This is a genomic window from Burkholderiales bacterium (genome assembly GCA_035560005.1).
In the GTDB taxonomy this organism is placed as follows: Bacteria; Pseudomonadota; Gammaproteobacteria; order Burkholderiales; family Eutrophovitaceae; genus DASRFY01.
This window is the reverse complement of sequence record DATMAN010000084.1, coordinates 1-7,835: the sequence shown is the minus strand read 5'-3', so window position 1 is coordinate 7,835 and position 7,835 is coordinate 1. Positions and strand designations below refer to the sequence as shown.

General features: G+C 66.8%; 7 protein-coding genes. 5 read left to right on the top strand and 2 right to left on the bottom strand.

The window, feature by feature from the left end:
• The 5 genes from pyrB to xth form a co-directional block, all read left to right on the top strand.
• The coding region (gene pyrB / locus VNM24_12395) for an aspartate carbamoyltransferase catalytic subunit (GenBank protein HWQ39384.1) at positions 1-168 on the top strand (168 nt) is incomplete at its 5' end.
• 57 nt (positions 169-225) lie between these two features.
• A complete protein-coding gene (locus VNM24_12390) occupies positions 226-1,509 on the top strand; it encodes a dihydroorotase (protein ID HWQ39383.1) in 1,284 nt (427 codons plus the stop codon).
• A 47-nt stretch (positions 1,510-1,556) separates the two neighbouring features.
• A complete protein-coding gene (locus VNM24_12385) occupies positions 1,557-3,590 on the top strand; it encodes a M3 family metallopeptidase (protein ID HWQ39382.1) in 2,034 nt (677 codons plus the stop codon).
• Positions 3,591-3,610: 20 nt separating this feature from the next.
• Positions 3,611-4,195, top strand: a complete 585-nt coding sequence (locus VNM24_12380) for a glutaredoxin family protein (protein ID HWQ39381.1) — start codon at positions 3,611-3,613, stop codon at positions 4,193-4,195.
• Positions 4,192-4,953: an exodeoxyribonuclease III gene (xth, locus tag VNM24_12375; protein HWQ39380.1), complete on the top strand. Its 762-nt coding sequence runs from the start codon at positions 4,192-4,194 to the stop codon at positions 4,951-4,953. The genes VNM24_12380 and xth overlap by 4 nt, the downstream gene beginning before the upstream one ends.
• Positions 4,954-5,156: 203 nt before the next feature.
• On the opposite strand, the gene ntrC is transcribed toward xth, so the two are convergent.
• On the bottom strand, positions 5,157-6,563 hold the full coding sequence (gene ntrC / locus VNM24_12370; protein ID HWQ39379.1) for a nitrogen regulation protein NR(I): 1,407 nt from the start codon (positions 6,561-6,563) through the stop codon (positions 5,157-5,159).
• A 10-nt stretch (positions 6,564-6,573) separates the two neighbouring features.
• Complete coding sequence (gene glnL / locus VNM24_12365; protein ID HWQ39378.1) at positions 6,574-7,626, bottom strand: nitrogen regulation protein NR(II); 1,053 nt, start codon at positions 7,624-7,626, stop codon at positions 6,574-6,576.
• Positions 7,627-7,835: the final 209 nt, after the last annotated feature.

The window sequence follows — 7,835 nt, the reverse complement described above, 5'->3', positions numbered from 1 at the left end:
TCGCTGGCGGCCGCGGACGCGATCGTGATGCACCCCGGGCCGATGAACCGCGGCGTGGAGATCGATTCCAGCGTGGCGGACGGCGGCCAGTCGGTGATCCTTCCCCAGGTCACGTTCGGCATCGCGGTGCGCATGGCGGTCATGTCGATCCTGGCCGGCGGCAGTTGACGCACGAGAAAGTTACACCGCGTCTCCGGCGTGTTCTGCGGTGAGCGCTTGATCCAGATGAGAATACACATAAAGGGCGGCAGGGTGATCGATCCGGCGAGCGGCGGCGACCGGCAGCAGGATCTCTTCGTCGCCGAAGGCCGGATCGTGGCGATCGGCGCCGCGCCGCCGGGTTTCTCCGCCGATCGCGTCATCGACGCCCGGCGCCTCGTGGTCTGCCCCGGCGTCGTGGACTTGTCGGTACGCCTGCGCGAGCCCGGCTACGAATACAAGGCCACGCTGGAGAGCGAGTTGGCCGCCGCTCTGGCCGGAGGTGTGACCAGCCTGGCCTGCCCGCCGGATACCGATCCGCCGCTGGACGAACCGGGCCTCGTGGAGATGCTCAAGTACCGCGCCCGCACGCTCAACCGCGTGCGCGTGCATCCCGTGGGAGCGCTGACCCAGGGCCTCAAAGGGCAGCGGCTGACCGAGATGGTGCAGTTGACGGAAGCGGGCTGCGTAGCCTTCTCGCAGGCCGATGCCCCGCTGGCCGACACCCAGGTCCTGCTGCACGCGTTGCAGTACGCGGCGACGTTCGGCTACGCGGTCTGGCTGCGCCCTCAGGATCCGCATCTGTCGCAGGGCGGCGTGGCGCACGACGGGCAGGTCTCCACCCGGCTTGGCTTGCCGCCGATTCCGGTCAGCGCCGAAAGCGTCGCGCTGTCCACCATCCTGTTGCTGGTCCGGGAGACCGGCGCACGGGTCCATCTGTGCCGGATCTCCAGCGCCGATGGCGTGGAGATGGTGCGGCAGGCCAAAGCCATGCGCCTGCCGGTGACCTGCGACGTTTCGATGAATCACCTTCATTTGTCGGAGATGGACATCGGTTATTTCGATTCCAACTGCCACCTGGTGCCTCCGCTGCGCAGCCAGCGCGATCGGCAAGCCCTGCGCCAGGGCCTGGCCGACGGCACCATCGACGCCGTGTGCTCGGATCACACTCCGGTCGACGACGACGCCAAGCAGTTGCCGTTCGGGGAATCCGAGCCGGGCGCGACCGGCGTCGAGCTGCTGCTGTCGCTGACACTGAAGTGGGCGCACGAGATGCGCCAGCCGCTGGCCCACGCCCTGCGCCGCGTCACGCTCGAGGCCGCGCAGATCATGGGCGTGAAGGCCGGGCGGCTCGAGGTCGGCGCGGCAGCGGATTTGTGCATCTTCGACGCCGAGGCCTTGTGGCGCGTGGAACCGGCCCGGTTGCGCAGCCAGGGCCGCAACACGCCGTTCGCCGGTCTGGAGATTCCCGGCCGCGTTCGCTATACGCTCGTGGACGGCAATGTGGCGTTCGAACTCGAGCGTGGATAAGCGATGCTCCAGCACATGTCGGTTCGGGATGTCTGTTCTTGGCGCCAATGAACCCGCTGCTTGATTTTTCCGGCCTGCCGCGCTTCGCGGATTTCAAGCCGGAATACGTCACCCCCGCCGTCGATCAGTTGCTTGCGGAGGCGCGCGCGGTGGTGGACGCCGTGACCCGCCAGGCGGAGGAGCCGACCTGGAACAATCTGGTCATCCCGCTGGACGACAGTATCGAGCGGCTGCGGCGGGCCTGGGGACAGGTCGCGCATCTGAACGCGGTCATGAACACGCCGCCGCTGCGCGAGACCTACAACGCCAATCTGCCGCGCATCACGCAGTTCTATGCCGAGCTTGCGCAGAACGAGCGGCTCTACCAGCGGTACCGGAGTCTGAAGGAATCGGCCGCGTTTCCGCGACTGACGCCGGCGCAGCGCAAAGTCGTCGAGAACGAACTGCGGGACTTCCGACTGGGCGGTGCGGAGCTCGCGCCCGAAGACAAAGCCCGGTTCAAGAAGAATGCGCAGCACCTGGCGCAGCTCGCCTCGCGCTTCAACGACAACGTGCTCGATGCCACCAATCAGTTCGAGCTTTTCGTGGAGGACGAGGCACGGCTCGCCGGCATTCCCGGCGACGTGCTGGAAACCGCGCGCCAGGCCGCCGCGCAGGCCGGCAAGCCGGGATGGAAGCTCACGCTGCACGCGCCGTGCTACCTGCCGGTCATGCAGCATGCGCAGGACCGGGAGTTGCGCAGCCAGATGTATCGTGCCTATTCGACGCGCGCCTCCGAGTTCGGCAAACCGGAGCTGGACAATGCGCCGATCGTTCTGGAGATCCTGCGGCTGCGGCGCGAACAGGCGCGGCTGCTCGGCTACCGCAACTATGCCGAAGTCTCGCTGGAGCCCAAGATGGCCGGATCGCCCGAGCAGGTGCTGTCCTTCCTGCGCGAACTGGCGGCGCGGGCCAAACCGTTCGCGCAGCGCGATCTGGAGGCACTGCGCGCTTTCGCCGCGCGCGCCCTGGGCCTGGCCGATCTCCAGGCCTGGGACATCGCGTTCGCATCGGAGCGGCTGAGGCAGGAGCGCTACGCGTTCTCCGATCTCGAAGTCAAACAGTATTTTCCCGAGGACGCCGTGCTGGCCGGAATGTTCCGGGTGGTGGAGACGCTGTACGGGATCGCGATCACGCCCGATGATGCCCCGCGCTGGCACGAAGACGTGCGCTTCTTTTCGATCCGCGACCAGGACGGCACTCTGGTCGGGCAGTTCTACGTCGACCTCTACGCGCGGCCGTCGAAGCGCGGCGGTGCCTGGATGGACGACGCGATCACCCGCCGCCGCAAGGGCGATCGCGTTCAGGCACCGGTGGCGTACCTGAACTGCAACTTCTCGCGCCCGGTGGGCGGCAAGCCCGCGCTGCTCACCCACGACGAGGTGATCACCCTGTTCCATGAATTCGGCCACGGCCTGCACCATCTGCTGACCCGGGTGGACGAGCTGGGCGTGTCGGGAATCAACGGCGTGGAATGGGACGCGGTCGAGCTGCCCAGCCAGTTCATGGAGAACTTCTGCTGGGAGTGGGCGGTCGTGAGCGGCATGACGCGGCACGTCGACAGCGGTGCGCCGATCCCGCGTGCGCTTTTCGACAGAATGCGCGCGGCGAGGAACTTCCAGAGCGGGATGCAGATGGTCAGGCAGCTCGAGTTCGCGCTGTTCGACATGCATCTGCACTATGACTTCGATCCGGACGGCGCGCAGTCGCCGCTCGATCTGCTCGAGCGCATACGCGCCGAGGTCGCCGTGGTGTTTCCGCCGCCGTACAACCGCTTTCCGATGAGTTTCTCGCACATCTTCGGAGGCGGATATGCCGCGGGTTACTACAGCTACAAGTGGGCGGAGGTGCTCTCGGCGGACGCCTACAGCCTGTTCGAAGAGGCGGGCGTGTTGAGCACCGAGATCGGCCGGCGCTTCCGCGAGGAGATCCTCGCCCGGGGCGGCAGCCGGCCGGCGCTGGAGTCTTTCGTCGCGTTCCGCGGGCGCGAGCCGAGGATCGATGCGCTGCTGCGCTACAGCGGGATGCTGGAGGCCGCCTGAGGCGGCAGAAAGGAAGGGCGATGAACAGGCAATGGGCAGTGACTTTGGCAACGGCACTCTTGCTGGCGCCGGGCGCGCAGGCCGAGCTGTATCGCTGGGTGGACGACCAGGGCAGGGTGCACTACAGCGACAGCCCGCCGCCGCCTTCGGCGCGCAAGATCGAAAAAAAGCGCGTGCCAGGCAAGCCGGCAACCGCGGGCGCGCTGCCCTACGAATTGCAGCAGGCGGTCAGGAATCATCCGGTGACGCTGTTCGTCTCGGAGTGCGGGCAGGCCTGCACCCAGGCGCGCCAGCTCCTCGCCAAACGCGGCGTGCCGCACACGGAGCTCGACGCCACCGATCCGGCCACGCAGGAGCAATTGAAGCAACTCACCGGCGGGAGCGTGGAGGTGCCGGTGCTGCGCGTTGGCCGGCAGACGCTGCGGGGGTTCGAGGCCGGGCAGTGGAACAGCGCGCTCGATGCCGCCGGCTATCCGAAATCCGCCCTGGTCAAGATCACCCCCAACAAGCCGCAGCCGCCGAAACCGGCCGCCGCTGCGCAGCCCGCGGCGCCTGCGGCGCCAGAAGCGCCCGGGCAGGCCACGGAAGACGAAGAAGAGGGTTGAAACTCGCCACCTGGAACGTCAATTCGCTCAACGTCCGGCTGTCTCAGCTTCTCGACTGGCTGGGGCGCGAGCAGCCCGACGTCGTCTGCCTGCAGGAAACCAAGCTGGAGGACGAGAAGTTTCCGCACGAGCCGCTGCGCTCGGCGGGTTACGCGGCGGTGTGCGCGGGCCAGAGGACCTACAACGGGGTCGCCATACTTTCCCGGACGCCGCTCGCGGACGTGGCGCGCGGGATTTCCGGCTATCCGGATCCACAGCAGCGCGTGATTTCGGCCACCTGCGGCCAGGTGCGGGTGGTGTGCGCGTACGTGCCCAACGGGCAGAGCGTGGATTCGGACAAGTATCGCTACAAGCTGGAATGGCTGGAGGCGTTCGCGGCGTGGCTGGAATCCGCGCTGGCGCGCCATCCGCGGCTGGCGGTGCTGGGCGACTTCAACATCGCTCCCGAGGAGATCGACGTCCACGACCCCGGATTGTGGGAGGGTCGGGTGCTGTTCAGCCAACCCGAGCGCGCGGCGTTCCGGCGGCTGCTCGCTGTCGGACTGAAGGACGCGCTGCGCGTGGTCGACGGCAGCGCCCGGCTCTATACCTGGTGGGATTACCGGATGAACGCGTTCCGCCGCGACATGGGCCTGCGCATCGATCACGTTCTGCTGTCCGAGGCGCTTGCCGCCCGCTGCAAATCGGTGCGCGTGGACAAGGCGCTGCGCGCGCTGGAGCGCCCCTCCGACCACGCCCCCGTCATCGTCGAACTCTGAATCGATTCAAGAGCGAAAGACGAAGGCACGAAGGCACGAAGAAAGACAAATACACGAATCAAAAAGAGCTTCGCCGTTCGCGAGCGGCGGCACCATGCAGCGGGGGAAATCGGCTCACCCTGGCCCCGTGAGTCGCCGTCGGACAAGTACCGCCGAGAACTTCCACGTTCTTGTCGTTTTTCTTCGTGCCTTCGGGTTTCGCTCTAGGTTTTCTCCTGCTGCGATTCGTCGTCCAGTCCCAGTTCGTGGATCTTGCGGGTGAGCGTATTGCGCCCCATGCCGAGCAGTTGAGAGGCTTCGATGCGCCGTCCGCCGGTGTGCGCCAGCGCGCGCAGGATCAGCGCCTTCTCGAACTTGCGGGTGAGGTCGTCCAGGATCGAACTCTCCCCGCGCTTGAGCAGTTGTTCCGCCTCCCGTTCGAGCGCCGCGATCCAGGATTGCGCAGCGGGCGCCTTCTGCTCCTCGCGCAGCTCGGGCGGCAGATCCTTCACATCCACGCTGGTCCCCGGCGCCATGACGGTCACCCAGTGACAGACGTTCTCGAGCTGGCGCACGTTGCCCGGCCAGTCGAGGGACACCAGGTACTTTATCGCATGGTCGGTCAGCCGCTTGGCTTCCACGCCCAGGTCGCGCGCGCTCTTTTGCAGGAAGTGCCTGGCGAGCAGCGGAATGTCCTCGCGACGCTCGCGCAGCGGCGGCAGGCGCAGGCGGATCACGTTCAGGCGATGGAACAGGTCCTCTCGAAACAGTCCCTGCTTGACCCTCGCCTCCAGGTCCTGGTGGGTGGCAGTGATGATGCGCACGTTGGCCTTGATCGGCTGGTGTCCGCCGACGCGGTAGAAATGCCCGTCGGACAGCACGCGTAGCAAGCGCGTCTGCAGGTCGGCGGGCATGTCACCGATCTCGTCGAGAAACAATGTGCCGCCCTCGGCCTGCTCGAAGCGGCCGCGGCGCATGGTCTGCGCGCCGGTGAACGCGCCGCGCTCGTGGCCGAACAGCTCCGACTCGAGCAGGTCCTTGGGGATCGCCGCCGTATTGATGGCGATGAACGGCCTGACCGCGCGCGGGCTGTGACGGTGCAGCGCGCGCGCCACGAGTTCCTTGCCGGTTCCGGATTCGCCGGTGATCAGGACCGTGGCCTGAGACTGGGTCAGCCGTCCGATCGCGCGGAACACCTCCTGCATGGCCGTCGCCTGGCCGAGAATCTCGGGAGACTCCTGGGGCAGCTCGGCGGCTTCGTCCTGTCGAAGGCTCTCGTCGGTGGCGCGGCGGATCAGGTCGATTGCATGGTCCACGTCGAAGGGCTTGGGCAGATACTCGAAGGCGCCACCCTGGAACGCCGCCACCGCGCTTTCCAGGTCGGAATAGGCGGTCATGATGATGACCGGCACACTGGGGTAGCGCTCCTTGATCTTCTGCAGCAGGTCGAGGCCCGATGCGCCCGGCATGCGGATGTCGCTCACCACCACTTGCGGCGCCGAAGATTCCAGGGAGGCCAGCGATTCCTGGGCGGACGAGAACAGCTTGAACGGGATGCCCTCGCGCGTGAGTGCCTTCTCGAACACCCAGCGAATCGAGCGGTCGTCGTCGATGATCCAGACGGGCTTCATAGGCAATCCTTCATCCTTGCTCCTGGACCGGCAGCAGCACCGTGAAGCAGGTGCAGCCCGGCCGGCTGTCGACTTCGATGGTTCCGTGATGCTGGCTGATGAACGTCTGCGCCAGCGTCAGCCCCAGGCCGCTGCCCCCTTCCCTGCCGGAAACGAGCGGGAAGAAGATCTTGTCCTTGAGCTCCTCCGGCACGCCGGGACCGTTGTCCGCGATCTGCACGACGATGGCCAGCCGGTAGAGCCGTCTGGCGAGCGTGACCCGGCGTGCCACACGGGTGCGCAAGACGATTTCGCCTCGGCCCTGCATCGCCTGCGCGGCGTTGCGCGCGATGTTGAGCAGTGCCTGGATGATCTGCTCGCGGTCTGCGCTCAGGCGTGGCAGGCTGACGTCGTAGTCGCGCCGGATCGCGATTCCGTCGGGAAATTCGGCGAGCAACAGGCTGCGTACCCGTTCCAGCGCCTCGTGGATGTTGAACTGCACGATCTGCGGCAGGCGGTGCGGCGCGAGCAGGCGGTCCATCAGCGCCTGCAGCCGGTCGGCCTCTTTCATGATGACCTGGGTGTACTCGTGCAGCTCGATTCGGTCCAGTTCGCGGTCGAGGAGCTGTGCCGCGCCGCGCAGCGCGCCCAACGGGTTCTTGATCTCGTGCGCCAGGTTGCGGATCAGCTCGCGGTTGCGAGCGCTCTGATCGAGCAGGCGTTCTTCCCGGGCGATCCTGAGCTGCTGATTCAGCGCGCTGAACTCGATCAGGTAGCCGGACAGGCCCTCGATCTCGACCGGCGTGACCGTGCACGAAAGCTCCAGTCGTGTGCTGGAGTTCACCGACACGGCGACCTCGTGCTGCGTGTAGCTGCAATTGCGCTCGGCGGCGTAATGGACCGCGGCGGATACCGGCTCCGGATCGCTGAACACGCGGTGCAGCGTCGTGCCTACCAGGTTCTTCGCGCTGATCGCGAACAGGTTTTCGGCTGCCGGGTTGAGGTAGCGCACGCGGTGTTCTTCGTCCAGCAGCACCACGGCGGTGGACAGGGCGTCCACGCCCGGGAAAGACAGGGGTTTCACGCGCGCGCCCCCGATACGCACCCCGCGGCGCGCGCGCCTATCTCAGGTTGCGCAACTCCTGCTGCAGGGCTTCGACGTTGCGCTGATGGTTCTCGACCCGCTCGCGATAGGGCTGCACGCGGTCGAGATAGCGCTGATAGTTGCGTTCGTCGCCCATCCTGACCGCTTCCTGCTCGGCCAGCTCCTTGCGCGCCTCTTCCAGCCTCTGC

What these genes read in the sequence shown, in the direction of transcription:
- VNM24_12390 (HWQ39383.1), top strand. Translation starts at nt 226, where the DNA reads ATGAGAATACACATAAAGGGCGGCAGGGTGATCGATCCGGCGAGCGGC.
- VNM24_12380 (HWQ39381.1), top strand. Translation starts at nt 3,611, where the DNA reads ATGAACAGGCAATGGGCAGTGACTTTGGCAACGGCACTCTTGCTGGCG.
- ntrC (HWQ39379.1), bottom strand. Translation starts at nt 6,563, where the DNA reads ATGAAGCCCGTCTGGATCATCGACGACGACCGCTCGATTCGCTGGGTG.
- VNM24_12385 (HWQ39382.1), top strand. Translation starts at nt 1,557, where the DNA reads ATGAACCCGCTGCTTGATTTTTCCGGCCTGCCGCGCTTCGCGGATTTC.